This window comes from Klebsiella sp. B345 (assembly GCF_051131735.1).
In the GTDB taxonomy this organism is placed as follows: Bacteria; Pseudomonadota; Gammaproteobacteria; order Enterobacterales; family Enterobacteriaceae; genus Klebsiella.
Genome location: NZ_CP180443.1, coordinates 2,531,666 through 2,557,295 on the forward strand (window position 1 = coordinate 2,531,666; position 25,630 = coordinate 2,557,295).

The 25,630-nt window shown below is 56.6% G+C and carries 21 protein-coding genes; 14 read left to right on the forward strand and 7 right to left on the reverse strand.

Features of this window, described 5'->3' with window-relative positions:
- Position 1: 1 nt before the first annotated feature.
- Complete coding sequence (locus tag ACMYSO_RS12025; protein WP_434670618.1) at positions 2-787, reverse strand: pilus assembly protein; 786 nt, start codon at positions 785-787, stop codon at positions 2-4.
- A gap of 118 nt (positions 788-905) precedes the next feature.
- On the opposite strand from ACMYSO_RS12025, the gene mrcA reads away from it, so the two are divergent.
- Entirely contained in the window at positions 906-3,464 is a 2,559-nt protein-coding gene (gene mrcA, locus ACMYSO_RS12030) for a peptidoglycan glycosyltransferase/peptidoglycan DD-transpeptidase MrcA (RefSeq protein ID WP_434670619.1), read from the forward strand.
- Between the two features lie 67 nt (positions 3,465-3,531).
- Here the strand turns inward: mrcA and nudE are convergent, their stop codons facing one another.
- The gene (gene nudE / locus ACMYSO_RS12035) at positions 3,532-4,092 is read right to left on the reverse strand and encodes an ADP compounds hydrolase NudE (RefSeq protein WP_434582720.1); all 561 of its coding nucleotides are present in this window, start codon (positions 4,090-4,092) and stop codon (positions 3,532-3,534) included.
- 328 nt (positions 4,093-4,420) lie between these two features.
- Here nudE and ACMYSO_RS12040 point away from each other — a divergent pair, with 328 nt between their 5' ends.
- The 5 genes from ACMYSO_RS12040 to pckA all read left to right on the forward strand — a co-directional run bounded on the left by ACMYSO_RS12040 (position 4,421) and on the right by pckA (position 10,604).
- Positions 4,421-6,550, forward strand: a complete 2,130-nt coding sequence (locus ACMYSO_RS12040) for an intracellular growth attenuator family protein (protein WP_434670620.1) — start codon at positions 4,421-4,423, stop codon at positions 6,548-6,550.
- 60 nt (positions 6,551-6,610) lie between these two features.
- The gene (gene yrfG, locus ACMYSO_RS12045) at positions 6,611-7,294 is read left to right on the forward strand and encodes a GMP/IMP nucleotidase (protein WP_123757329.1); all 684 of its coding nucleotides are present in this window, start codon (positions 6,611-6,613) and stop codon (positions 7,292-7,294) included.
- Positions 7,291-7,692: a ribosome-associated heat shock protein Hsp15 gene (gene hslR, locus ACMYSO_RS12050; RefSeq protein ID WP_123757328.1), complete on the forward strand. Its 402-nt coding sequence runs from the start codon at positions 7,291-7,293 to the stop codon at positions 7,690-7,692. The genes yrfG and hslR overlap by 4 nt, the downstream gene beginning before the upstream one ends.
- A gap of 40 nt (positions 7,693-7,732) precedes the next feature.
- Positions 7,733-8,617 carry an Hsp33 family molecular chaperone HslO gene (gene hslO, locus ACMYSO_RS12055; RefSeq protein WP_434670792.1) on the forward strand — a complete coding sequence of 295 codons (885 nt, stop codon included), beginning with the start codon at positions 7,733-7,735 and terminating at the stop codon, positions 8,615-8,617.
- A 364-nt stretch (positions 8,618-8,981) separates the two neighbouring features.
- Positions 8,982-10,604, forward strand: coding sequence for a phosphoenolpyruvate carboxykinase (ATP) (gene pckA, locus ACMYSO_RS12060; RefSeq protein WP_434582717.1), 1,623 nt, complete (start codon positions 8,982-8,984; stop codon positions 10,602-10,604).
- A 78-nt stretch (positions 10,605-10,682) separates the two neighbouring features.
- Here pckA and envZ read toward each other — a convergent pair whose 3' ends face one another.
- Complete coding sequence (gene envZ, locus ACMYSO_RS12065) at positions 10,683-12,044, reverse strand: two-component system sensor histidine kinase EnvZ (RefSeq protein WP_434670621.1); 1,362 nt, start codon at positions 12,042-12,044, stop codon at positions 10,683-10,685.
- A complete protein-coding gene (gene ompR, locus ACMYSO_RS12070) occupies positions 12,041-12,760 on the reverse strand; it encodes an osmolarity response regulator transcription factor OmpR (RefSeq protein WP_006177890.1) in 720 nt (239 codons plus the stop codon). Before ompR ends, envZ begins: the two co-directional genes overlap by 4 nt.
- A gap of 246 nt (positions 12,761-13,006) precedes the next feature.
- On the opposite strand from ompR, the gene greB reads away from it, so the two are divergent.
- The 5 genes from greB (at position 13,007) to feoC (ending at position 19,194) form a co-directional block, all read left to right on the forward strand.
- Positions 13,007-13,480, forward strand: coding sequence for a transcription elongation factor GreB (gene greB, locus ACMYSO_RS12075; RefSeq protein WP_434670622.1), 474 nt, complete (start codon positions 13,007-13,009; stop codon positions 13,478-13,480).
- Between the two features lie 101 nt (positions 13,481-13,581).
- A complete protein-coding gene (locus ACMYSO_RS12080; protein WP_434670623.1) occupies positions 13,582-15,912 on the forward strand; it encodes a Tex family protein in 2,331 nt (776 codons plus the stop codon).
- Between the two features lie 443 nt (positions 15,913-16,355).
- On the forward strand, positions 16,356-16,583 hold the full coding sequence (gene feoA, locus ACMYSO_RS12085; protein ID WP_434582714.1) for a ferrous iron transporter A: 228 nt from the start codon (positions 16,356-16,358) through the stop codon (positions 16,581-16,583).
- Positions 16,584-16,611: 28 nt separating this feature from the next.
- The gene (gene feoB, locus ACMYSO_RS12090; RefSeq protein WP_434670624.1) at positions 16,612-18,948 is read left to right on the forward strand and encodes a Fe(2+) transporter permease subunit FeoB; all 2,337 of its coding nucleotides are present in this window, start codon (positions 16,612-16,614) and stop codon (positions 18,946-18,948) included.
- A 9-nt stretch (positions 18,949-18,957) separates the two neighbouring features.
- A complete protein-coding gene (feoC, locus tag ACMYSO_RS12095; protein WP_434670793.1) occupies positions 18,958-19,194 on the forward strand; it encodes a [Fe-S]-dependent transcriptional repressor FeoC in 237 nt (78 codons plus the stop codon).
- A 58-nt stretch (positions 19,195-19,252) separates the two neighbouring features.
- Here feoC and ACMYSO_RS12100 read toward each other — a convergent pair whose 3' ends face one another.
- The gene (locus ACMYSO_RS12100; RefSeq protein ID WP_123757320.1) at positions 19,253-19,522 is read right to left on the reverse strand and encodes a YdgH/BhsA/McbA-like domain containing protein; all 270 of its coding nucleotides are present in this window, start codon (positions 19,520-19,522) and stop codon (positions 19,253-19,255) included.
- Between the two features lie 108 nt (positions 19,523-19,630).
- Positions 19,631-20,413 (reverse strand): pimeloyl-ACP methyl ester esterase BioH, encoded by a 783-nt coding sequence (gene bioH, locus ACMYSO_RS12105; RefSeq protein ID WP_434670626.1) that lies wholly within the window; start codon positions 20,411-20,413, stop codon positions 19,631-19,633.
- A gap of 37 nt (positions 20,414-20,450) precedes the next feature.
- Here bioH and gntX point away from each other — a divergent pair, with 37 nt between their 5' ends.
- The 3 genes from gntX (at position 20,451) to gntT (ending at position 23,417) form a co-directional block, all read left to right on the forward strand.
- Positions 20,451-21,125, forward strand: a complete 675-nt coding sequence (gene gntX, locus ACMYSO_RS12110) for a DNA utilization protein GntX (protein ID WP_434670627.1) — start codon at positions 20,451-20,453, stop codon at positions 21,123-21,125.
- 58 nt (positions 21,126-21,183) lie between these two features.
- On the forward strand, positions 21,184-21,759 hold the full coding sequence (nfuA, locus tag ACMYSO_RS12115; RefSeq protein WP_123757317.1) for a Fe-S biogenesis protein NfuA: 576 nt from the start codon (positions 21,184-21,186) through the stop codon (positions 21,757-21,759).
- Between the two features lie 341 nt (positions 21,760-22,100).
- Positions 22,101-23,417: a gluconate transporter gene (gene gntT / locus ACMYSO_RS12120; RefSeq protein WP_123757316.1), complete on the forward strand. Its 1,317-nt coding sequence runs from the start codon at positions 22,101-22,103 to the stop codon at positions 23,415-23,417.
- A 113-nt stretch (positions 23,418-23,530) separates the two neighbouring features.
- On the opposite strand, the gene malQ is transcribed toward gntT, so the two are convergent.
- The gene (malQ, locus tag ACMYSO_RS12125; RefSeq protein WP_434670628.1) at positions 23,531-25,621 is read right to left on the reverse strand and encodes a 4-alpha-glucanotransferase; all 2,091 of its coding nucleotides are present in this window, start codon (positions 25,619-25,621) and stop codon (positions 23,531-23,533) included.
- Between the last annotated feature and the right edge of the window lie 9 nt (positions 25,622-25,630).

Sequence of the window (25,630 nt, forward strand, 5' to 3'; positions counted from 1 at the left end):
GTTAACGCCCGCCTAACGCCAGTCCGATCGCCACGGTGAAGCCATCGCCACCCTCCGGCAGCGGGGGTTGCAGGCGATGAATCACACTCCAGGGGTTAAAACAGGTTTCATCGCCGGAACCAGCAGCACAGTGCTGGAGTGATTCGGCGTTGATCTGTCGGGCGAGCTGCGCAAATGAAGCGGTTTCAGCGCAAGGCGAACAGCCCCAGCCCTCTTGCGTGGCCCACAGCCAGTTCGGGCCATGACGCCACCCCAGACCGTGCGATCCTGAAGGTAGCCAGGGAAAATAGGCCCTGAGGGCACTGGCATCCGGCACAATCTCTGCCACTCTTAACTTCAGACGCGCCGCGAGCTGGCGCAGCAGGTCGATCTCCAGACGTTGTGCCGCCGTCACCCGCCATTCCGTCATTGCCGGTGCGGCAGAATAATCGATGCAGAGTGAAGCTACGGGCATTTCCAACTGCTGAGCCATGACGCTGGTTATCCATTGCGCGCGTTCACTTTCGCTGAGGGACAATTGTGGCCGTGGCAGCCGCTTTTGCAGAGTTCGGCTGGCCGGAAAGGCAATGCTGACCTGGTGTTGCAGCGGCAGCTCTCGTCGCCAGTGACGCAGTTGCTGCACCAACCCGACAACGTCAACCACCATCCCATGACGTACGGTTCCGGGTGTCAGCGGAATACGCCACCAACGACATAGCGCCCAGCGTGCACGTACATTGCGCAGCGCCACAAGCACGATTTCGTCCTGCTGGATATGCATCCCGATTCGCCAGTTAGTGAAAGCCATGCTTACGATCTCCTTGTCCGCCATTACGGCTCGACTCTATCAATGCACCAGGCTTGCCTTTATACTACCGCGCGTTTGTTTATAAACTGCCCAAATCAAACTAAATGGGAAATCTCCGGTGAAGTTCGTAAAGTATCTATTGATCCTTGCAGTCTGTTGCGTACTGCTGGGAGCAGGCTCGGTTTTTGGCCTTTATAAATATATTGAGCCACAACTCCCCGACGTCGCGACCCTGAAGGATGTGCGTTTGCAGATCCCCATGCAGGTCTATAGCGCGGATGGCGAGCTGATCGCGCAATATGGCGAAAAACGTCGTATTCCTGTCACGTTGCAGCAAATGCCGCCTGAACTGATCAAAGCGTTCATTGCCACCGAAGACAGCCGTTTCTATGAGCACCACGGTGTTGACCCCGTCGGAATCTTCCGTGCCGCCAGCGTCGCTATGTTCTCCGGGCATGCTTCGCAAGGTGCCAGTACCATCACTCAGCAGCTTGCGCGTAACTTCTTCCTCAGTCCGGAGAAGACCCTGATGCGTAAGATCAAAGAAGCCTTCCTGGCGATCCGCATCGAGCAGCTGCTGAATAAAGATGAAATCCTTGAGCTGTACCTGAATAAAATCTATCTCGGCTACCGTGCCTACGGCGTTGGCGCCGCGGCGCAGGTCTACTTTGGTAAAAACGTCGATCAGCTGACGCTGAGCGAAATGGCGGTGATTGCCGGCCTGCCTAAAGCGCCGTCGACCTTTAACCCGCTCTATTCGATGGATCGCGCCACCGCGCGTCGCAACGTGGTTCTGGCGCGTATGCTGAGTGAAGGCTATATCACTCAAGCGCAGTACGACAGCGCACGTAGCGAAAGCATCGACGCACGCTACCACGCACCGGAAATTGCCTTCTCCGCGCCTTATCTGAGTGAAATGGTCCGCCAGGAAATGGTCCGCCGCTACGGCGAGCAGGCCTATGAAGATGGCTACCGCGTTTACACCACCATTACCCGTAAAAATCAGCAATCGGCCCAGCAGGCAGTCCGCAATAATGTGCTGGATTACGATATGCGCCACGGCTACCGCGGCCCGGCAAATGTGCTGTGGAAAGTGGGTGAAACCCCGTGGGATAACGCTAAAATTCTGGCGGAGCTCAAACGACTGCCGGGATACGGGCCGCTGGCGCCTGCGGTGATCACTGCGGCGAACCCACAGGAAGCCGTCGCACTATTGGGCAACGGCGCCACCGTCACGCTGAATATTGATGCCGTCCGCTGGGCGCGTCGTTTTATCTCCGATACCCAACAGGGCGCCACACCACGTAAAGTGACCGACGTACTGCAGGCCGGGCAGCAGGTGTGGGTGCGTCAGGTAGGTACTAACTGGTCGCTCTCGCAGGTTCCGGATGTTAACTCGGCGCTGGTGTCCATCAACCCGCAGAACGGTGCCATTATTGCGTTGGTTGGCGGTTTCGATTTCAATCAGAGCAAATTTAACCGCGCGACTCAGGCGCTGCGTCAGGTCGGCTCAAACATCAAGCCGTTCCTCTACACCGCAGCAATGGATAAAGGCCTGACCCTGGCAAGCATGCTCAATGACGTACCGATTTCCCGTTGGGATGCCGGCGCCGGTTCTGACTGGCAGCCGAAAAACTCCCCGCCGCAGTACGCCGGCCCGATCCGTCTTCGTCAGGGACTGGGACAGTCGAAAAACGTGGTGATGGTGCGCGCCATGCGCGCTATGGGCGTCGATTATGCCGCGGAATATCTGCAGCGTTTCGGCTTCCCGGCACAGAATATCGTGCGAACCGAATCGCTGGCGCTGGGTTCCGCTTCCTTTACGCCACTGCAGGTGGCCCGCGGTTACTCGGTGATGGCTAACGGCGGCTTCCTGGTAACACCTTTCTTTATCAGCAAAATCGAGAACGACCAGGCCGGCGTGATCTTCGAAGAACGACCGAAGATTGCCTGCCCGCAGTGTGATGTGCCGGTGATTTACGGTGATACACCGAAATCCAACGTGCTGGAAAATAAAGATGTCGAAGATGTTGCCACCTCTGACACCGCGCAGAATGTCCCGGTACCGCCGCAGCCACAGCTTGAACAGGCTAACCAGTCTCTGGTTGCACAAACCGGTACGCAGGAATATGCGCCGCACGTGATTAACACCCCGCTGGCGTTCCTGATTAAAAGCGCGCTGAACACGAACATTTTCGGTGAACCAGGCTGGATGGGTACCGGCTGGCGTGCCGGTCGCGATCTGCAGCGCAAAGATATCGGCGGCAAAACCGGGACCACCAACAGCTCTAAAGATGCCTGGTTCTCGGGTTACGGTCCTGGGGTCGTCACCTCGGTGTGGATTGGTTTTGACGATCACCGCCGCGACCTGGGGCGGACCACCGCTTCCGGGGCGATTAAAGATCAGATCTCTGGCTATGAAGGGGGAGCAAAAAGCGCCCAGCCGGCCTGGGATGACTTTATGAAACAGGTCCTGGAAGGCGTACCGGAAGAGCCGTTAACTCCGCCACCTGGCGTGGTGACGGTCAATATCGACCGAAGCACCGGGCAGCTCGCGAGCGGGGGTAACAGCCGCGCCGAATACTTCATCGAAGGCACACAGCCTACTCATCAGGCGGTTCATGAAGTGGGGACCACTATCACCGATGGCGGTGGCGAAACTCACGAATTGTTCTGACAAAAAAAGCGCCTGCGGGCGCTTTTTCTTTATCTCTCTGCTCGAGTCTGCAACCGACTTTAGCGAGCTACAAACGCCCCTGAGCCAGCAGCCATTCGCGGACCAGGAACAACGCACTGACGTTGCGCGCTTCATTAAAGTCTTCTTCATCCAGCAACGCCATCAGTTGCGATATCGGCCAGCGCACCTGCGGTAACGGCTCCGGCTCATCGCCCGGCAGCGATTCCGGATACAGGTCTTCCGCCACCAGAATATTCATCTTGCTGGAGAAATACGACGGCGCCATGCTGAGTTTTTTCAGGAACGTCAGCTGGTTGGCGCCGAAACCGACTTCTTCTTTCAGTTCGCGGTTGGCAGCCTCCAGCACGGTTTCCCCTGGATCAATCAACCCTTTGGAGAACCCCAGTTCATAGGATTCGGTGCCGACGGCATATTCACGAATCAGAATGAGGTGGTCATCAACAATCGGGACAATCATCACGGCTTCACGCGTAGAAGGACGCATGCGTTCATACACGCGACGCACGCCGTTACTGAACTCCAGATCCACACTTTCAACGTTAAAAAGACGCGAACGCGCTACTGTTTCAACATTAAGAATGGTGGGTTTTTGTAATGATTTGCTCATTGTTATCGATCTATGCTGTGATTCCAGAAGTCATTGTGCGATACGCGCCACGGTTTCGGCAATTCAATTCGCCACTAATTTACATAATTGCAACCTAAATACAGGCAGACGGACGCTGATTAAGATAAAAAAGTCAATAGTTTGAAATGTCTTTGAGAATTTACTGATTCCTGATTTTTTGCGTTTTTGATAAGCTACCAGGCAGCTGTATCGCATACTATTTTTTCCCGTATTTACACGACATCTGCCACGAGCAAACTGCAGGTTTGCGCAACGTGTTATGCAATCGACGAACCTGTAAGAAAAGAATAACTATGATGGGATGGGCATGGGCACCTTTCTGATTTCTTTCACAGCTCTGCTAATCTGCGCATTGCTCATCGGGTGGTGGTATCGCGTGCATGCCAGACGTCGCCGCCTCCCCCTGCTGCATGCCTTTAGTGACGCCACGACGCGCAAGATCACGACGGATGAACAGCGGGCGGTAGAAAAGTACCTCGAGGGTGTCAATCGCGCACAGCAGACGCCAGCATCCGGGGCCAGCGTGGCGCCGGCCAATCTCGCATTAACGCTGCAGAGCGATACCGTCTTTACCGTCACCCGTGCGATTACGCGCTACGGCATTACCTCTGACGAACCGAACAAATGGCGCTATTTCCTCGACTCGGTAGAAGTTCATCTTCCACCGTTCTGGGAACAATATATTAATGACGAAAATAGCGTTGAGCTGATCCCCACCGAGAGCCTGCCGTTGGTCATTGCACTCAATGGTCACGCGCTCAGCGATTATCCGCAGGAGCATCGCAACTTTGCGCTTGAGCGGGTATCAGCCACTCAGGCCTCGATACGCGGGGAAGAGAGCGAGCAAATTGAGCTGCTGAACATTCGTCAGGAAACCCAGGAAGAACATGCCCTGATTCGCCCTGACGGCCTTCGTGAAGCCGTCCTGATCGTCGCCTCGTTCCTGCTGTTTTACTTCAGTCTGATCAGTCCCTACGTATTTACGCCATGGTTGCTGGCCGGCGGCTTGCTGTTGCTGGCAGCAGGCCTGTGGGGGATCTATGCCCCGCCACGTAAGACCTCGCTTCGGGAGATCCACTGTCTGCGTGGGATGCCAAAACGCTGGGGCCTGTTTGGCGAAAATGACCAGGAGCAGATCAACAACATCTCCCTGGGAATTATCGATCTGATTTATCCACGCCACTGGCAGCCCTGGATTGCCCTGGACCTCGGACAACAAACGGATATCGATATTTATCTGAGCCGCCACGTTGTTCGCCAGGGACGCTTCCTGTCATTGCACGATGAGGTGAAACACTTTCCTCTGCAGTACTGGCTGCGCAGCGCTATTATCGCCAGCGGCGCGCTGCTGGTGGTGATGATGCTGTGGGCCAGCGTGCCGTTGAATATGCCCTTTAAATTCACCCTCTCGTGGTTGAAAGGCGCGCAAACGATTGAAGCCACCACCGTCGCGCAAATGGAAAAGTCGCAGGTTCGCATCGGCGATACGCTCAGGCTGAAAGGGATTGGGATGTGCAATATCCACTCTCCCGACAGCTGGACGGCAAAAGAAAATTCGCCGTTTATGCCCTTCGATTGCTCACAGATCATCTGGAATGAAGCCCCGCCGCTGCCGCTGCCGGAGTCCGACATTGTCAGTAAAGCCACCGCGCTGATGCAGTCCGTACAGCGCCAGCTGCACCCTGATCCGGACGATGATTCGCGCGTTAGCCCGGCGCTGCGTTCGGCAATTCAGAAATCAGGCATGGTACTGCTGGACGACTTTGGCGATATCGTAATCAAAACCAATAGCTTGTGCGCAGCCAAAGATGACTGCACCCGGTTGAAAAATGCCCTGGTTAACCTTGGCAATACCCGTAACTGGGAAGCTCTGACCAAGCGCGCCAGTTCTGGCAAGCTGGATGGCGTCAACGTGCTTCTTCGCCCGGTGAGCGCAGAATCACTGGAGAACCTGGTCACCACGTCAACCGCGCCGTTTATCGTCCGTGAGACATCGCGCGCAGCACAGGCGCTGAACAGCCCGGCCCCTGGCGGCTTTGTGATCGCCAGCGATGAAGGCAGTGAACTGGTCAATCAGCCGTGGCCCACCACCAGCCTGTATGACTATCCGGCGCATGAACAGTGGGGAGAGCTGCAACGGTTGGCGGGCATGCTGATGCGTACGCCATTCCACGCCGAAGGAATTGTCACTAATCTGTTCACCGATGCCAACGGGACACAGCACATTAATCTGCATCGCATTCCCGACCGCTCAGGCCTGTGGCGCTATCTTGGCACCACCCTGCTGCTGCTGACGATGTTAGGCTGCATGTCCTGGCACGGGATCCTGACGATTCGCCGCTATCAGCGCCATCGTCAGCGAATGGAAGATATTCAAAAATACTATGAAAGCTGCCTGAATCCGGTCCTCATCCCCTCAACGGATCATCAAGAGTAATTCCCGGCGCGATGGGTGTGATACCCTGTCGCGCATTTCCCCCCTTGCTGGAGACTCACCATGCACGTAGATATTGCCTGGCAGGAGGTCGATACCGTTCTGCTGGATATGGATGGCACGCTGCTCGACCTCGCCTTCGACAACTATTTCTGGCAAAAGCTGGTTCCGGAAACCTGGGGGGCCGCACGCGGGCTCAGCCTGACAGAAGCCAAAGAGGCGATGCACCAGGAGTACCATGCGGTTCAGCATACGCTAAACTGGTACTGTCTTGATTACTGGAGCGAGCGTCTGAATTTGGATATTCGTGCGATGACCAGCGAGCAGGGGCCACGCGCTTCACTGCGTGAAGATACCGTGCCGTTTCTTGATGCGCTCAAAGCCAGCGGCAAGCAGCGGATCCTGTTGACCAACGCCCATCCGCACAACCTGGCCGTAAAACTTAAGCATACCGGCCTCGATGCACACCTTGATTTATTGCTTTCCACCCACACATTTGGTTATCCGAAAGAGGATCAGCGCTTATGGCGTGCGGTCGAGGAAGAAACCGGCTTTGATGCGCGTAAAACGCTCTTTGTCGATGATAACGAGGCCATTCTGGACGCTGCCGCGCAGTTCGGTATTCGCTACTGCCTTGGCATCACCAATCCGGATTCCGGGCTGGCGGAAAAAAGCTATGCTCGCCACCCAGGGTTGAACGATTACCGGCGGCTGATCCCTTCCCTGACCCAACAGGAGAGGCCATGAAAGAAAAACCCGTCGACGCCGTCAGGCTGGACAAATGGCTGTGGGCGGCCCGCATCTATAAAACCCGTGCGCTGGCGCGCGAGATGATTGAAGGCGGCAAGGTGCACTACAACGGGCAGCGCAGTAAACCGGGGAAAATCGTCGAGCCAGGCGCAATCCTGACCCTACGCCAGGGCAATGACGACCGCACGCTACTCGTCAAAGCGATCATGGAACAGCGCCGGCCAGCCAGCGAAGCCGTCTCGTTGTATGAAGAGACGGCGGAGAGCATCGAAAAGCGCGAGAAAACGGCGCTGGCGCGCAAAATGAACGCGCTGACCATGCCCCATCCCGACAGACGTCCGGACAAGAAAGAACGCCGCGACCTGATGAGATTTAAACACGGTGACAGTGAATAACCTTCTATATCCGTAGAAGCCACTGTGGCCAGCAAGAGAGATAATTATGACTCAACACGATCAATTACATCGTTACCTGTTTGAAAACGTTGCCGTACGCGGTGAACTGGTGACCGTATCAGAAACCCTGGCGCAGATTCTTGAGAATCACAGCTATCCGCAGCCGGTTAAAACCGTGCTGGCCGAGCTGCTGGTTGCCACCAGCCTGCTGACCGCAACGCTAAAATTTGCCGGCGATATTACCGTGCAGTTGCAGGGCGACGGGCCGCTGTCTCTGGCGGTGATTAACGGCACCAACCAGCAGCAGCTGCGCGGCGTCGCGCGCGTTCAGGGCGATATTCCGGAAGATGCGGATCTGAAAACGCTGGTCGGTAATGGTTATCTCGTCATTACTATCTCTCCGGATGAAGGCGAGCGCTATCAGGGCGTCGTCGGTCTGGAAGGCGACACTCTCGCGGCCTGTCTGGAAGATTATTTCCAGCGCTCTGAGCAGCTGCCGACCCGTCTGGTCATCCGTACCGGCGAACTTGAAGGTAAACCGATGGCCGGAGGCATGTTACTGCAGGTAATGCCGGCACAGGATGCGCAGGCGACAGACTTTGAGCATCTGGCGACCCTGACGGAGACCATCAAAGCCGAAGAGCTGTTCACCCTCTCTGCGACCGACGTGCTGTGGCGCCTGTATCACGAAGAAGAAGTGACCGTTTACGATCCGCAGAATGTGGAATTTAAATGCACCTGTTCTCGCGAGCGCTGCGCCGGTGCGCTGAAAACGCTGCCGGATGAAGAGATCGACAGCATCCTGGCTGACGAAGGCGAAATTGATATGCACTGCGATTACTGCGGCAGTCATTACCTCTTCAATGCGATGGATATCGCCGAGATCCGCAATAACGCCTCTCCGGCCGACCCACAGGTTCACTGATTTTCTTCCCCCGCCAGCGGGCCCGGTGTCGGTTTTCTGCCGCCGCCGCCGCTGGCGTGAAATTTTCCTTCGCGAGATGAATCGATTTTCACTGAAAGAGTTACGTAGTTTTCTTTCAAGAAAGCGATTACATTCACATTTCGGCAGTTTCTTTAATTACTTTTTAACCAATAAGAAACATCTATCACCACCCATCGCCATTTTCCTGAGATAATCACGCACGCTTCGTGACAGGAGTCACCGTGTTTTTCGTAAGTAAGGCGTTTGTCGAGATACGTAAATCTATGAGCCTGGTCGCGGTCTATACCCCTAAAGAACCCCTACAATTTGAAGCAGTATATCTTAATGGCTAAGGAGCAGTGACATGCGCGTTAATCATGGTTTAACCCCGCAGGATCTCAAGGCTTATGGTATCAACGACGTCCAGGATATCGTCCACAACCCAAGCTACGAAACATTGTATCAAGAGGAACTCGATCCCAGTCTGGAAGGGTATGAGCGTGGTATCCTCACCAGTCTCGGCGCGATCGCTGTCGATACCGGCATTTTCACCGGTCGTTCGCCGAAAGATAAATATATCGTTCGCGATGACACCACCCGCGACACCGTGTGGTGGTCAGATAAAGGCAACGGTAAGAATGACAACAAACCGCTGTCTCAGGAAACCTGGCAACATCTGAAAGGACTGGTCACCAATCAGCTTTCCGGTAAGCGTCTTTTCATCGTTGATGCATTCTGTGGCGCCAACGCCGACACCCGCCTGAGCGTGCGTTTTATTACCGAAGTGGCCTGGCAGGCACACTTTGTCAAAAACATGTTCATCCGCCCAAGCGAAGAAGAACTGGCTAACTTTACGCCAGACTTTATCGTGATGAACGGCGCCAAATGCACCAACCCACAGTGGCAAGAACAGGGTCTGAACTCTGAGAACTTCGTCGCCTTCAACCTGACCGAGCGCATTCAGCTGATCGGCGGGACCTGGTACGGCGGCGAGATGAAGAAAGGGATGTTCTCTATCATGAACTACCTGCTGCCGCTGCAGGGCATCGCGTCGATGCACTGCTCCGCCAACGTCGGCGAAAAAGGGGACGTTGCGGTCTTCTTCGGGCTTTCCGGCACCGGCAAAACCACCCTGTCCACCGACCCGAAACGCCGCCTGATTGGCGATGACGAGCACGGCTGGGATGACGACGGCGTCTTCAACTTCGAAGGCGGTTGCTACGCCAAAACCATTAAACTGTCGGAAGCCGCCGAGCCGGATATCTATCACGCCATCCGCCGCGATGCGCTGCTGGAAAACGTCGTCGTGCGCGCTGACGGCACCATTGATTTCGATGATGGTTCGAAAACCGAGAACACCCGCGTCTCCTACCCGATCGATCATATCGAAAACATTGTTAAGCCGGTCTCTAAAGCGGGCCATGCCACCAAAGTCATCTTCCTGACTGCGGATGCCTTCGGCGTACTGCCGCCGGTATCGCGCCTGACCGCTGACCAGACCCAGTACCACTTCCTCTCCGGCTTTACCGCCAAGCTGGCAGGCACCGAGCGTGGTGTAACCGAACCAACGCCGACCTTCTCGGCCTGTTTCGGCGCGGCGTTCCTGTCGCTGCACCCGACACAGTATGCGGAAGTGCTGGTAAAACGCATGCAGGCATCCGGCGCCCAGGCCTACCTGGTCAACACCGGCTGGAACGGCACCGGCAAACGTATCTCAATTAAAGATACCCGCGCCATTATCGACGCCATTCTCGACGGTTCGCTGGACGATGCGGAAACCTTCACCCTGCCGATGTTTGATCTGCAGATCCCGACCTCGCTGCCGGGTGTGGATACGCATATTCTCGACCCGCGTAATACCTACGCGTCGCCGGAGCAGTGGCAGGAGAAAGCCGAGCAGCTGGCGAAACTGTTCGTTGAGAACTTTGAGAAGTACACCGATACGCCGGCAGGCGCAGCGCTGGTGGCCGCAGGCCCGAAACGCTAATCCGCAGTCGATAGATAAAGAAAAGCCGGGCAAATGCCCGGCTTTTTACGTTTCTCACCAACTCATAACCTGGATAGATTAACTCTCTTTCCCTGGCTTCGTAGGCGCCTGTACACGCTGGAACGGCACCGGCAACCACGCACGAATCAACAACCCACCGCGCTCGCTGGAGCCAATCTCCAGGCGACCGTTATGGTTATCAATAATACGCTGCACAATCGCCAGCCCCAGTCCGGTTCCGCTGGTACTTCGGGCGCTGTCGCCGCGAACAAACGGCTGGAACAGATGTTCGCGCTGCTCCGGCTTGATCCCCGGGCCATCATCCTCGACCTGGAACCATGCGCTGTTGGCTTCGCTACCGCTGCTCACTTTAATCCAGCCGTTACCATAACGCGCAGCGTTAACCACCATATTGGCCAGCGCACGTTTGATCGACAGCGGGTGGATCCGCAGAGGGATTTCGCCTGCCTGCAGATTAGTCGCGATTTCCCGCTCATAACCGCTCTCCGCCGCGATAACCTCACCCAACACCGAGTTCAGGTCCGCCAGCTCCATCGGCATCTCCTGACCGGTACGCAGATAGTCGATGAACTGCTCGATGATGGCGTTGCACTCTTCGATATCTTTGTTAATCGATTCGGCGAGGTAACCGTCCTCTTCGCCCATCATCTCCGTCGCCAGGCGAATACGCGTCAACGGCGTACGCAGATCGTGACTGACGCCAGCCATTAGCAGGGTTCGGTCGTCCGCCAGCTGTTTGACGCCGGCGGCCATATGGTTAAAGGCCCGGGTCACCGACCGCACTTCAGAGGCACCGTACTCCCGCAGCGGTGGCGGAATAATGCCGCGTCCAACCTGCAACGCCGCATGCTCCAGGTCGACCAGGGGTCGGTTCTGAATACGAATAAACAGCCAGGCCCCGCCAATCGCCAGCAGCATAATTGCCAGGGTATAGCGGAACAGTGGAGAGAAGTCGCCCTGATGGATTTCGGTCAGCGGTACGCGCACCCAGATATTGGGTGACAGCCAGGTTTTCAACCACACCACGGGAGAGCTTTTATTCACCTCAACCCGCACTTCGGTTGGCCCACCCAGTTGATGCGCCATCTGCTGACTTAAGAACTCATAATGCTGCGCCCAGCGCAGACCTGCATCTTCCGCCGCTTCGTTGGAGTACAGCGAAATCCCCAGCTCGCGATAAATCTCGCGCCGAAACGCCGGCGGCACCACCAGTTGCGTACCGTCCTCCAGCTGCAGCTTATCGGTCATCAGCATACGCACTTCGTATGCCAGCACCTTATTAAACTGCTGGAGGCTCGGCAGGATCGCAAAGTTCAGCACCACCAGATAGGTCGTCACCAGGCTGACAAACAGCAGAGTGACGATCAGCAACAGGGTGCGGGCAAACGAGCTTCGCGGCGAGAAACGCAGGCGTTTCATGCCTTAGCGCCGTCCGGTACAAATACGTAGCCAAGCCCCCACACGGTCTGGATATAACGCGGATGGGCCGGGTCCTCTTCAACCATACGGCGCAGACGGGAGATTTGCACGTCGATGGAACGCTCCATCGCCGAGTATTCGCGACCACGGGCCAGGTTCATCAGCTTGTCACGGGAGAGCGGTTCGCGAGGATGGCTGACCAGCGCTTTCAGCACCGCGAACTCGCCGCTGGTGAGCGGCATCGGCTCATCTTCACGGAACATCTCACGGGTACCGAGGTTCAGCTTAAACTTGCCGAAAGCGATGACCGCTTCTTCCTGCGACGGCGCGCCCGGCAGCTCATTCGCCTGGCGACGGAGCACGGCACGAATACGGGCCAGCAGTTCACGCGGGTTAAATGGTTTCGGAATGTAGTCGTCAGCACCGATTTCGAGGCCCACGATACGGTCAACTTCTTCCCCTTTCGCCGTCACCATGATGATAGGCATCGGGTTGCTCTGGCTACGCAGACGACGGCAAATGGACAAGCCATCTTCGCCCGGTAGCATCAGATCCAGCACCATCAGGTGGAACGATTCGCGGGTTAACAGACGATCCATCTGTTCAGCGTTTGCGACGCTACGAACCTGGAAGCCTTGCTCGGTCAGATAACGTTCGAGCAGCGCACGCAGACGCATGTCATCATCGACAACAAGAATCTTATAATTCTCTTGCATTGTTTATACTCCCAAAGGTTCACTGCATTTGTCAGTGCGTATTCTCAAAAAAGCCCGGCTCGCCCACCAGCTAAATCTGGTATATATTCCAGGCTAAATTGTTACAAAGCATATTTAACAGCAGCTTAAGCATACATTTAATCATAAGACACATTATTTATCCTGTCGGTATTATTACGCACTACGAATTGTGCGCAACCGCACATCCCCATGTGCAATACCGGTAACCTGAAGGTAGATCGATGAATGAAAACGCCGCTGATCACCCGTGAAGGGTATGAAAAACTTAAAAAAGAAATGGACTATTTGTGGCGTGAAGAGCGTCCGGAAGTGACGAAGAAAGTGACCTGGGCTGCCAGCCTCGGTGACCGGAGCGAGAATGCGGATTACCAGTACAACAAAAAGCGTCTGCGTGAAATTGACCGCCGGGTACGCTACCTCACCAAATGTCTGGAACATCTGAAGATTGTCGATTACTCCCCGCAGCAGGAGGGCAAAGTGTTCTTCGGCGCGTGGGTGGAAATCGAAAACGACGAGGGCGATACCAAGCGTTTTCGCATCGTGGGCTACGATGAAATCTTCGGGCGCAAAGACTACATCTCCATCGACTCGCCGATGGCCCGCGCGCTGTTGAAAAAAGAGGTCGGCGACCTGGCGGTGGTCAACACCCCGGCAGGCGAAGCCAGCTGGTACGTGAACGAGATTGAATATGTTAAATAGCGCGTCCGGAACATTCTGAGACCCTCGTGCGGCGACTGGCATTTTACCGTGCCAGCCCGTATAACTATCCCCTGATTTTCGATCCACAAGATGAAATAGACATGATGAATGATTCGCTCTGCCGCATTATTGCGGGTGAACTTCAGGCCAGGTCTGAACAGGTAGAAGCTGCCGTTCGCCTGCTTGATGAAGGGAATACCGTGCCGTTTATTGCACGTTATCGTAAAGAAGTCACCGGCGGTCTGGATGACACGCAGCTGCGTAATCTGGAAACCCGTCTCGGTTATTTGCGTGAACTGGAAGACCGCCGTCAGTCGATTCTCAAATCGATCGGTGAACAGGGCAAGCTGACCGACGCGCTGGAGAAAGCCATCACCACCACCCTGAGCAAAACCGAGCTCGAAGACCTCTACCTGCCCTACAAACCAAAACGCCGCACCCGCGGGCAGATTGCGATTGAGGCTGGACTGGAGCCGCTGGCAGACCTGCTGTGGAACGAACCGTCCCACGATCCGGAGACGGAAGCCGCCAGATTTATCGATGCCGACAAAGGCATCGCCGATACCAAAGCCGCCCTTGATGGCGCACGCTACATCCTGATGGAGCGTTTCGCCGAAGACGCCCAACTGCTGGCAAAAGTGCGCGACTATCTGTGGAAGAATGCCCACCTGGTCGCCACCGTCGTGACGGGTAAAGAAGAAGAAGGCGCCAAGTTCCGCGACTACTTCGACCATCACGAGCCGATCGCTACCGTCCCTTCACACCGTGCGCTGGCGATGTTCCGTGGGCGCAACGAAGGCATACTGCAGCTGGCCCTCAATGCCGACCCGCAGTTCGATGAGCCGCCGAAAGAGAGCCAGTGCGAGCTCATTATTATCAACCATCTTGGCCTGCGCCTGAACAACGCCCCGGCGGACAGCTGGCGTAAAGGCGTGGTGAGCTGGACCTGGCGCATCAAGGTGCTGATGCACCTCGAAACCGAGCTAATGGGCACCGTCCGTGAACGCGCGGAAGATGAAGCGATCAATGTCTTTGCCCGTAACCTGCACGATCTGCTGATGGCGGCACCTGCCGGTCTGCGCGCCACCATGGGCCTCGATCCTGGCCTGCGTACCGGGGTCAAGGTCGCGGTTGTCGATGGCACCGGCAAACTGGTGGCCACCGATACCATCTACCCGCACACCGGGCAGGCCGCTAAAGCGGCGGTTGCCGTGGCTGCGCTGTGCGAAAAACACAACGTCGAGCTGGTGGCGATCGGTAACGGCACCGCTTCCCGTGAAACCGAGCGTTTCTTCCTCGACGTGCAGCAGCAGTTCCCGAAAGTTACTGCGCAGAAGGTGATCGTTAGCGAAGCAGGCGCCTCCGTCTACTCCGCCTCCGAACTCGCAGCGCTGGAATTCCCGGACCTCGACGTCTCCATTCGTGGTGCGGTATCTATCGCCCGTCGTCTGCAGGACCCGCTGGCCGAGCTGGTTAAAATCGACCCGAAATCCATCGGCGTGGGCCAGTATCAGCACGACGTTAGCCAGTCGCAGCTGGCGCGTAAGCTGGATGCGGTCGTCGAAGACTGCGTAAACGCCGTCGGCGTAGACCTGAACACCGCGTCGGTGCCGCTGCTTACCCGCGTGGCCGGCCTGACCCGGATGATGGCGCAGAATATCGTCGCCTGGCGCGATGAAAACGGTCAGTTCCAGAACCGCCAGCAACTGCTGAAAGTGAGCCGCCTCGGGCCAAAAGCCTTTGAACAGTGCGCCGGCTTCCTGCGCATCAACCACGGTGATAACCCGCTGGATGCCTCTACCGTGCACCCGGAAGCCTACCCGATCGTGGAGCGCATTCTGGCCGCCACCCAACAGGCGTTAAACGACCTGATGGGCAACAGCAGCGAACTGCGCAACCTGAAAGCCGCCGATTTCACCGATGACAAGTTTGGTGTGCCAACGGTATCCGACATCATCAAAGAGCTGGAAAAGCCTGGCCGTGACCCGCGTCCGGAGTTTAAAACCGCGAAGTTTGCAGACGGCGTGGAAACCATGAACGACCTGCTGCCCGGCATGGTGCTTGAAGGGGCGGTCACCAACGTCACCAACTTTGGCGCCTTTGTCGATATCGGCGTTCACCAGGATGGCCTCGTACATATTTCATCGCTGTCGAATAAATTCGTCGAAGACCCGCATACCGTGGTCAAAGCCGGTGATATCGTGCAGGTGAAAGTGATGGAGGTCGACCTGCAGCGTAAGCGTATCGCCTTAACCATGCGTCTGGACGAGCAACCAGGCGAGAGCAACGCCCGGCGCAGCGGCGGCAATGAACGCCCGCAGGGTAACCGCCCGGCAGCGAAAACGGCGAAACCTCGTGGCCGTGAAACAGCGTCTACCGGTAACAGCGCCATGATGGACGCGCTGGCTGCGGCAATGGGCAAAAAACGCTAATGCCTTCCCGGCCCCTCTGACGAGGGGCCGTTTTCATTCCCGCAACATTCGCCATTCCCTTTCCCTCGGCCAACAACCTCTGAGCGTTTATATATTCTGGTAACGGGTTAATTACCGTTAATTACGGTTAATTAAATGAGTAAATATTCCCCGCCTAAAGATTTCATTTTGTTAACCAATGAAACCTTAATTAAACATTAACAACAGCAGCTCACTTTGCCTTTATTTTTCCCTATGTCACAGACCTTGCGTCATATCAAAAAACAGGCAAATTTGCCGGTCTAAGTTGATTATTACACTGGTTATGTATTGATGATAAAAACCATTATCATTATCATCATTCGTAGTTAGTATATATTTTCTCCGTTGGCGATGCTCCCCGGCGCGGTGTGGCTATCGCATGCAATCCATTCTCATTGACTTAGCGATGACAAGTAGGCCCTATGCAATTCACTCCTCATAGTGCGTGGAAAATCACTGGTTTCTCTCGCGATATTAGCCCGGCTTATCGTCAGAAACTGCTGTCTCTTGGAATGCTGCCAGGCTCTTCTTTTAGTGTGGTTCGCGTCGCACCGCTTGGCGATCCTGTTCATATCGAAACCCGGCGCGTGAGCCTGGTATTACGTAAAAAAGATCTCGATTTAATCGAACTGGAAGCGGTTGCACAATAACGCCGGCCCGGCACTTAGAGTCTGAAATATGAAAAAATTAACCATTGGTTTAATTGGAAATCCTAATTCCGGTAAAACAACCTTATTCAACCAGCTCACCGGCGCCCGCCAGCGCGTAGGCAACTGGGCCGGGGTGACCGTTGAGCGTAAAGAAGGGGCGTTTACCACCACGGACCACCAGGTCACGCTGGTTGACCTTCCGGGAACTTACTCGCTCACCACCATCTCTTCGCAAACCTCTCTGGATGAGCAAATAGCCTGCCACTATATTCTGAGCGGCGACGCCGACATGCTGATTAACGTGGTCGACGCCTCAAACCTGGAACGTAACCTCTACCTGACCCTCCAGTTACTGGAACTCGGTTTCCCCTGCATCGTCGCCCTGAATATGCTGGATATCGCCGAGAAACAAAAAATCCGTATCGACGTTGATGCGCTCGCAGCTCGTCTCGGCTGCCCGGTGATCCCGCTGGTTTCTACGCGCGGTCGCGGGATTGAAGCCTTAAAAATGGCGGTCGATCGCCACCAGCAAAATACCGCGCTCGAACTGGTGCACTATCCGCAGCCGCTGCTGCGTGAAGCCAACCTGCTGGCCCAGGAGATGGCGCAGGACATCCCGGAACGTCAACGCTGCTGGCTGGGTCTGCAGATGCTGGAGGGCGATATTTACAGCCGCGCATACGCCGGCAATGCCGGCAATGCCGGCAATGCCGAGCATAAATTAGACGCCGCGCTCGCCAACCTGAGCAACGAGATTGACGATCCGGCGCTACATATTGCCGATGCCCGTTATCAAAGCATCGCCGCCATCTGCGATGCGGTCAGCAACACTCTGACCGCTGAACCGAGCCGCTTTACCGCCGCGATGGATAAAATCGTCCTCAGCCGCGTGCTGGGGCTACCGGTGTTCCTGTTTGTCATGTACCTGATGTTCCTGCTGGCGATCAACATCGGCGGCGCGCTGCAGCCGTTCTTCGACGCCGGCTCCGTCGCCATCTTTATCCACGGTATCCAGTGGCTGGGCTACACGCTGCATCTTCCAGACTGGCTGACCGTTTTTCTGGCCCAGGGGATTGGCGGCGGTATCAATACCGTCCTGCCGCTGGTGCCGCAGATTGGCATGATGTACCTGTTCCTCTCCTTCCTTGAGGATTCCGGTTATATGGCGCGGGCGGCGTTCGTTATGGACCGTCTGATGCAGGCGCTGGGCCTGCCGGGCAAATCCTTCGTGCCGTTGATTGTCGGCTTCGGCTGTAACGTCCCGTCGGTGATGGGGGCGCGCACGCTGGATGCGCCGCGTGAACGCTTGATGACTATCATGATGGCGCCGTTTATGTCCTGCGGCGCACGTCTGGCGATCTTCGCCGTCTTCGCCGCTGCGTTTTTCGGTCAGAACGGTGCGCTGGCGGTGTTCTCGCTGTATCTGCTTGGCATTGTGATGGCGATCCTGACCGGCCTGATGCTTAAACACACCATTATGCGTGGCGAAGCCTCGCCGTTCGTCATGGAGCTTCCGGTCTATCACGTTCCGCATATTAAGAGCCTGATCATTCAGACCTGGCAGCGCCTGAAAGGCTTCGTCCTGCGCGCGGGTAAAGTTATCGTGATCGTCAGTATCTTCCTCAGCGCCCTGAACAGCTTCTCGCTCAACGGGAAACTGGTGAACAACATCAACGATTCGGCGCTGGCGTCGGTCAGCCGGGTGATCACCCCGATTTTCAAACCGATCGGCGTGCATGAAGATAACTGGCAGGCGACCGTCGGGCTGTTTACCGGTGCGATGGCCAAAGAGGTGGTAGTCGGGACGCTGAACACGCTCTACACCGCGGAAGATATCCAGAATGAAGCCTTTAACCCGCAGGAGTTCCACCTCGGTGACGAGCTGCTGGCGGCGGTAGACGAGACGTGGCAGAGCCTGAAAGATACCTTCAGCCTGAGCGTGCTGGCTAACCCTATCGAAGCCAGCAAAGGCGATGGTGAAATGGAAACCGGCGCCATGGGCGTGATGGGCAGCAAGTTCGGCAGCGCTGCGGCCGCCTACAGCTACCTGATTTTCGTTCTGCTCTATATTCCGTGCATCTCGGTGATGGGGGCTATCGCCCGCGAATCCAGCCGTGGCTGGATGTCATTCTCCATCCTGTGGGGGCTGAACATCGCCTATTCACTCTCGACGCTGTACTACCAGACCGTCAGCTTCAGCCAGCATCCCCGCTATAGCCTGGTGTGCATCCTGTCGGTGATCCTGTTTAACGTCGTGGTCTTTGGTCTGCTGCGCCGGGCGCGTAGCCGGGTGGACGTCTCGCTGTTGGCCACGCGCAAAACGCCGTCATCCTGCTGCCAGAGTCCGGCAGGGGATTGCCACTAGGAAACCATGATGGCGTCACTGATTGAAGTCCGCGATATGCTGGCCCTGCAGGGCCGTATGGAGGCGACGCAACTCAGCGCCCGTCTCCATACGCCGCAGCCGCTGGTTGACGCCATGCTGAGTCGCCTGGAAGCCATGGGAAAAGTCATGCGTATCAAGGAAGACAAAGACAGCTGCTTGTCCGGTAACTGCAAAAGCTGCCCGGAGGGCAACGCCTGTTTACGGGAGTGGTGGGCACTGCGCTGAACGCCATGACGGCGGGAAGAGCACAGCAAAAAGCGGGTCCTGAGGACCCGCTTTTTGCTTATTTGTAGACGTCGGCGTTAGCGTGCACGGTTTTCTCGTTTTTCTCACCGGCAATGACCACAAAATACTTGCCGCCCAGCTCATCCGCTTTCTTCGACAGATCGCGTTTTGCATCCATCGGAGATGTCGTTTTAGAGGTGGTAATGCTTCCGACTTTCGTCAAATTCATCGACGCAACTTCATCTTTTTGAATCTCTTTCGCCGCAAATACGCCGAAAGACAGGGATCCAATAACCAGAGATGCAGCAATACCCGTAATAAGTTTCATAGCCTAACTCTCCATCAGGTTGTTTTTATAGGACACGGTAATGACCGAAATTCATTTTCTCCGTGACAACCTAAGTATTGCTTTGACCGGGATTTTTGCCACAGCTGGCTACAAATAATTGCTCAGGCGGTTTTTCAGCGCCACCAGCGGGTGGCAAAACGCCTGCGGGTGCGAGATAAACGGCGCGTGGGCGGCTTTATCAAAGACGAGAGATTCGCTCTGCGGCCATGAGGCATCCAGCAGGGGCACGATTTTGCGCGGCACCAGACCATCCAGTCGGCCATACAGCCTGATAAACGGCATCGTTAACGCCGCCAGCGGCTGGCGCAGGTCCGTGGTTTTGAGGATCTCCAGGCCGCCATTTAATACCTCAGTGGAGGGCATAGGTAGCGACAGTACCGTGCTTTTCAACGCCCGGGCGTCCTGACGCGCACTTTCTGTACCCATGGTCTGCAGCGCCAGAAAACGCTCAACGGTGCGCTGAAAATCCTCGCTCAGCTGCTGCTGGAAACCGCTCAACACCTCCGCCTTGATACCCGGCCAGTCGCCATCGGCACCGAAACAAGGGGAAGAGGCAACGGTCACCAGCCCCAGCACCCGCTCAGGATGCTGCAACGCCACCTGACTGGCCACCAGCCCGCCGAGGCTCCAGCCCAACCAGACCGCCCTTTCCGGCGCTTTTTCCACCACCAGCTGCGCCATCGCGTCCAGCGACAGTGCGCCAAAACCACGACTGCGGCCGTAGCCCGGCAGGTCGACCAGATGTAGCGTAAAATGCGAGGCCAGTTCCGACACGACGCCATCCCATACCCCGGCATTCAGCCCCCAGCCGTGCAGCAGCACAAGATGACAATTTCCTTCGCCCGTGGTTTGCCACCAGATGTCGTTCATCAGTTACTGTTCTCTTTCCATCACTATGAGGTGAAATATGCTAACAGCACACAGCTTATGCTGGCTATGCCAAATGCCGCTGGCGCTCAGCGGATGGGGGATCTGTTCGCGCTGCACCAGTGCATTACTGCACCCGCAACCGCTGTGCCCGCAGTGTGGACTGCCGGCCATCACCGGCCTGCAGCCCTGCGGACGCTGCGTGCAAAAACCGCCGCCGTGGCAACGTCTGGTGGCGGTCAATGACTACCGGGCACCGCTGAGCCACCTGGTGCATCAGTTGAAGTTTACCGCGCGCCCGGAACTGGCCCCGGCGCTGGCGCGCCTGCTGCTGTTACGCCTGCGCCAGAGCGCGGAATTACCCCGGCCGGACCGGCTCGTCAGCGTCCCGCTCTGGCAGCGGCGCCACTGGCGGCGGGGTTTCAATCAAAGCGACCTGCTCTGTCTCCCGCTGGCGCGCTGGATGCACTGCGCCTGGCATAGTGATGCGTTACGGCGCCACCGGCGTACCGCAACCCAGCATCAACTCTCCGCCCGATTACGTCGACGCAACCTGAAAAATGCCTTTCAGCTTGAAATCCCGGTTCAGGGTCACCATATCGCCATTGTGGATGATGTCGTCACAACCGGAAGCACCGTCGCCGAGATATCCCGCCTGCTTTTGCGAAACGGCGCCGCGACGGTTCAGGTATGGTGTATATGCCGTACCTTGTAGACCCCTGCTGATGGGCGTATTATAACCCAGTAAAATAGTCAACTATTAGGCCAACGCTATGATCCGTATTTCCGATGCTGCACAAGCGCACTTTGCCAAACTGCTGGTCAATCAGGAAGAAGGGACACAAATTCGCGTATTTGTGATCAATCCCGGCACCCCTAACGCTGAGTGCGGCGTTTCCTACTGCCCACCGGATGCGGTGGAAGCCACCGACACGGCGCTGAAGTTTGAGCAACTGACCGCCTATGTCGACGAACTCAGCGCGCCGTACCTCGATGACGCTGAAATTGACTTCGTAACCGATCAGCTGGGTTCTCAGCTGACGCTGAAGGCGCCGAACGCCAAGATGCGTAAAGTCTCCGACGATGCACCGCTGATGGAGCGCGTGGAGTACATGCTGCAATCGCAGATTAACCCGCAGCTGGCCGGCCATGGCGGGCGCGTTACGCTGATGGAAATCACTGAAGACGGCCTGGCGATCCTGCAGTTCGGCGGCGGATGTAACGGCTGCTCCATGGTCGATGTGACCCTGAAAGAAGGGATCGAGAAGCAACTGCTGAACGAATTCCCGGAGCTGAAAGGCGTGCGCGACCTGACCGAACACCAGCGCGGCGAGCACTCCTACTACTAAGTCTCCCCTTCCGTATCACGCCCGGCGGTGTTTCACCTGCCGGGCTGCTTTTCTGACGCCCCCACCCAGCATTTCCCGCTAAGCTATCCGGCTAAAACCCGGGAAAGAGTATGACTTAAGTCTCATATTTAAAATTTACCCCCGTCGGGTGATTCTCAACCTGCATATGTTACCCGTATCATCTGTTTCAGGCACCGCTGCTATAAAAATAGCCAGCTATCCTTTCTTACAGGAGTGATAGTCCATTTTATGGCGCCGCACCGCTTGCCACCCGCGTGGGAGCAAGCGAAAAGAGATTGAAATTTGACGTTACCCATAACAAATGAAAGGCCAGGTAAATTATGCCATTAGTCATCGTTGCTATCGGGGTTGCCCTGTTATTACTGCTGATGATCCGCTTCAAAATGAACGGTTTTATCGCGCTGGTTCTGGTGGCTCTCGCCGTCGGACTGATGCAGGGTATGCCGCTGGATAAAGTCATCGTATCCATTAAAAACGGCGTGGGAGGCACCCTCGGCAGTCTTGCGCTGATCATGGGCTTTGGCGCCATGCTCGGTAAGCTGCTGGCGGATTGTGGTGGCGCTCAGCGTATCGCTACGACCCTCATCGCCAAATTTGGCAAAAAGCACATTCAATGGGCAGTAGTGCTGACTGGTTTTACCGTCGGCTTCGCCCTGTTCTATGAAGTGGGCTTTGTGCTGATGCTGCCGCTGGTCTTTACCATCGCCGCGTCTGCTCGTATCCCGCTGCTGTATGTCGGTGTCCCAATGGCGGCCGCGCTCTCCGTTACCCACGGTTTCCTGCCTCCGCACCCGGGTCCGACGGCGATCGCCACCATCTTCCATGCCGACATGGGTAAAACCTTACTGTACGGTACGCTGCTGGCTATTCCGACCGTGATTCTGGCCGGTCCGGTCTATGCCCGTTGCCTGAAGAACATCGATAAACCGATTCCGGAAGGCCTGCACAACCCGAAAACCTTCACCGAAGAAGAGATGCCGGGCTTCGGCGTCAGCGTCTGGACTTCGCTGGTCCCGGTGGTGCTGATGGCAATGCGCGCCGTGGCTGAAATGGTGCTGCCAAAAGGTCACGCCTTCCTGCCGGTTGCTGAATTCTTTGGCGACCCGGTGATGGCAACCCTGATCGCGGTCTTAATTGCCCTGTTCACCTTCGGTCTGAACCGCGGCCGTTCGATGGATCAGATCAACGAGACGCTGACTTCATCGATCAAAATCATCGCCATGATGCTGCTGATCATCGGCGGCGGCGGCGCCTTCAAACAGGTGCTGGTAGATAGCGGCATGGATAAATACATCGCCTCTATCATGCATGAATCCAACATGTCTCCGCTGTTTATGGCCTGGTCTATCGCCGCCGTGCTGCGTATCGCACTGGGCTCGGCAACCGTCGCGGCCATCACCGCGGGGGGCATTGCGGCTCCGCTGATCGCCACCACCGGCGTCAGCCCGGAACTGATGGTGATTGCAGTGGGCTCAGGTAGCGTGATCTTCTCTCACGTCAACGACCCGGGCTTCTGGCTGTTCAAGGAGTACTTCAACCTGACCATCGGTGAGACCATCAAGTCCTGGTCGATGCTGGAAACCATTATCTCAGTCTGCGGCCTGGTGGGTTGTCTGCTGCTGGGGATGGTGGTGTAAGTCAGGTAGTGTGATAGAAAAAAGGCCGGGTCAGCATGTCGCGACCCGGCCTTTTTCTTGGGACCTTTTACACAGTTCCCCTACGCGTCTGCCGCAATCGGGGAACCGCAATACTACTTATTCTTCTTCGCCGCCGCTTTACGACGCTTATCCAGATCCTTAATCAGCTTATTCACCCGTTCATCGGCAAACATCTGCTCAAGGGTCACCGACAGCTTGCGCCGCCAGTTCGGATACTCGGTGCTGGTGCCCGGAATATTGACCGGAGAAGCCATCTCCAGCCAGTCTTCCGGCTGCAGCCCCAGCAACGCGCTGTTGCTATCGGCAATATAACGCTGCATCCCGCGATTCAGAGTGGAGCTCATCGCCATCAGCGAAGCATGATGCCCGGCGCGTTTTGGCAGGCAGCCGTATTCATGCAGGGCGTCCAGCAGCCCCTGCTTCGCCAGCTCGCGATCCTGATACAGACCGCGCAGCACCACTTCATCCGGATACAGGCCTAACGATTTGCCCAGCGTCAGATCTCCGCTTTCCCAGTAGCCGCGCAGCGTCGGCAGGTCATGCGTTGTCGCCACCGCCATTGATTGCACCGGATACGTCTGCGGCGCGCGGAAATTCTTCTCGTGGTCATTTTCGAAATAGAGCACTTTGTAGGAATAAACGCCGCTCTTACGCAGCTTGCCGACAATCTCTACCGGCACCGTACCGAGGTCTTCGCCGATCACCATGCAGCGCTGACGCTGACTCTCCAGCGCCAGAATCGACAGCAGATCGTCCACCGGATACTGCACATAGGCCCCGTGGTCGGCGGTTTCGCCGTACGGGATCCACCACAGACGCAGGACCGACATCACGTGGTCGATACGCAGCGCGCCGCAGTTTTGCATGTTGGCCCGCAGCAGTTCGATAAACGGCTCATACGCCCGGGAGACGATGATATGCGGATCCATCGGCGGCAGGCCCCAGTTTTGTCCCAGCGGACCGAGAATGTCCGGCGGTGCACCAACGGAGGCTTTCAGGCAGTACAGCTCACGGTCACACCAGGTTTCCGATCCCCCTTCCGCCACACCAACCGCCAGATCGCGATACAGGCCAATCGGCATCGCATCTCGTTGGCTAGTCTGCCAGCAGTCGGCAAACTGTGACCAGGCCAACCACTGCAGCCAGAGGTAGAAACTCACCTCATCAGCATGTTCAGTGTAGAAGGCTTTCACTTCAGGGCTGGTGATATCCTGGTAGGCTTTTGGCCATGCCGGCCAGCCCCAGCGCAGCGGATCTTGCTGAACCTGCCAGGCATGCAGCGCATCAAATGCCGCCTGCCAGTACAGGCTTTCGCCCTCGCGCAGCACGAACTGACGAAACGCCGTCATGGCGTCATCGTTGCGGGCAGAAAAACGCTGCCAGGCCATGCGCAACGCAGTCATTTTCAACGCGGTGACCGCGGTGTAATCCACATCCTCGGTCTGACGCGCCGCCTGTAAAGCCTGCTGCGTCTCCGGTGAGTGCCACCAGGCCTGGGCTTCTTTGTTCAACCGGAAATCATCGACCGCGTTCACGTCGATATAGATAACGTTCAGCCAGCGCCGCGAAGACGGGCTGTATGGGCTGGCGCTTTCCGGGTTTGCTGGATAGAGCGCATGAATCGGGTTGAGGCCGATAAACGCCCCGCCGCGCTGAGCGATTTGCGGCAGCATCGCACGTAAATCGCCAAAGTCGCCCACTCCCCAGTTGTTCTCTGAGCGCAGCGTATAGAGCTGCACGCAGGCGCCCCACAACTTTTGGCCCTCTTTCAGCGCCTGAGGTTCATAGCAGCGTACGGGCGCGACAATCGCCCGACAGTGCCAGCGCTCCCCATCCTGGGTGAGCGTCAGTGAATGATAGCCTTCCGGGAGTTTCACCGGCAGCGGCAGCGTATCGCCGCCGCTAACCTTGCCCTGATACTGCTTCCCCTCTTCGGTAGTGAGGATCCACTGGAATTCACCGCTGCCGGCGACCGGCAGCGACATTTTTTTCCCGTGGGTGAACACCTTCACCACCGGCAGGGGATCGACCGCCACTTTCGTGGCGGCAGTGGTCCGATGCATCGCATCAAGCAGACGCTTTTTCGTCGACGCAGCAATAGACTGCGGCTTACCATGCGCATTGATGTAGTCAGGGCTTATCCCTGCCGCCAGCGCGGCGTTATCAAGGCGTTGAGTCTCCATAGGCCCGTC